The following is a 1,473-nucleotide window of genomic DNA, read 5'->3' on the forward strand; positions in this document are numbered from 1 at the left end:
GTTCAGATTAAAGTTGTTCATGCCTGGCGAAATGGACACATCCGGCGAGCCAGTACAGGCCGATGCCGCATTCAGGCGATTAATAATGCGTCGTCTGTCTGGCTGATTGGCCAATAATACCTGCGCCCGGGTGGTTAAAAACGCATTCACCATTTCCTGTGTCTGATCCTGTATCAGCGTTGGATCAAGCACCACCAGCACCGATGCCACGGTCGTAACCGTCACTTCAATCGTATCTTCAAACACCTCTCTGGTTCTCGGTAAGGCAAGCGTGGCCGTAACGACGGCTATCTGGGTTACCCCACCATTCTGTACATCAGCCAGCGTGGTTACATAGGACCCTGTGCAAATCATGTTTTGCCCGGGCGTCAGTGTTGTTTCCGGACAGCTGATCGCTACGGTGCTCGATTCCTTGAACTTCACGTTGTTCAGCGTAACCCGTCCAGTATTTGTTACGTCATAAGTGTAGATAATGGTCGTTCCCGGTTCCGAGAAACTTTTAAGGTTGGCTGTGACATCCAGACTGAGGCTGCCCTCGCCGATCGGTTTAACGGGATGTGCGGTGGCGCATTGGCTACAGGCCGGTGCTGTACTGCTACCGCCACTGGCTGTCACAGCGTTGCTGACCGAGCCGCTTGCATTTTTATTGACCGTTGCCGAATATTCAAAGTTGTAGGTACCTGGTGCCGTACCGCCTGGTATGATGCAGGTAATGATTTGGCCCGCGATGGTGCAGCCTGCCGGCATGACCCCCGCTGTCTGACCGGGGCTCAGCGTATCCCGCAGAATTAAATCCGATGTGGACGAGGTGGAAGAAATAACCGTTTTCAAGGTGTAGGCAATGCTACTGGCTACCTTCACCTCGGTACCACTGGCCGGACTGGCAGATTTGCTGACCGTGATGGCAGCGGCCGTGATTGGATGCGTGGTCGTGCAGTTTGAGCAGGTCGGTGCCGTACTGCCGCCGCCTGTTGGTACGACACGATTGCTCACCGAACCCGTCGCGGTCTGGTTGACGGTGGCCTGATAGGCAAAATGATAGGTGCCAGGAACCGTACCTGCGGGAACGGTACAGGTAATCACCTGACCCGTGGCCGTACAACCGGCCGGCAGCGTTCCCAGTGTCTGGCCAGAACTCAGGGTATCGGTCAGCACTAAATCTGATTCATTGGCCGCCGTTCCAATCACAGCCTGCAGGCTGTAATCAATGGTGTCACCAGCCGCAACGGCGGTGCCGCTCGCGGGACTGGCGGATTTACTTACCGTGATGGCAGCGGCTGTGACTGGATGCGTGGTCGTACAGCTCGTACAGGTCGGTGCGCTGCTGCTGCCGCCTGTAGCTACCACCGCATTACTCACCGAGCCAGCTGCTGTCTGATTCACCGTGGCCGCATAGGTAAAGCTGTACGTACCAGGAACCGTGCCGGCTGGAATGGTGCAGGTGATTATCTGACCCGTGGCCGTACAGCCTGT

General features: G+C 56.1%; 1 protein-coding gene. It reads right to left on the minus strand.

Features of this window, described 5'->3' with window-relative positions; translation table 11 throughout:
- On the minus strand, nucleotides 1-1,473 hold a 1,473-nt coding region (locus tag ACQUTA_RS13045), incomplete at both ends, for a CLIPPER-2 domain-containing protein (RefSeq protein WP_444988700.1).

It is taken from the genome of Legionella navarrensis, assembly GCF_052527415.1.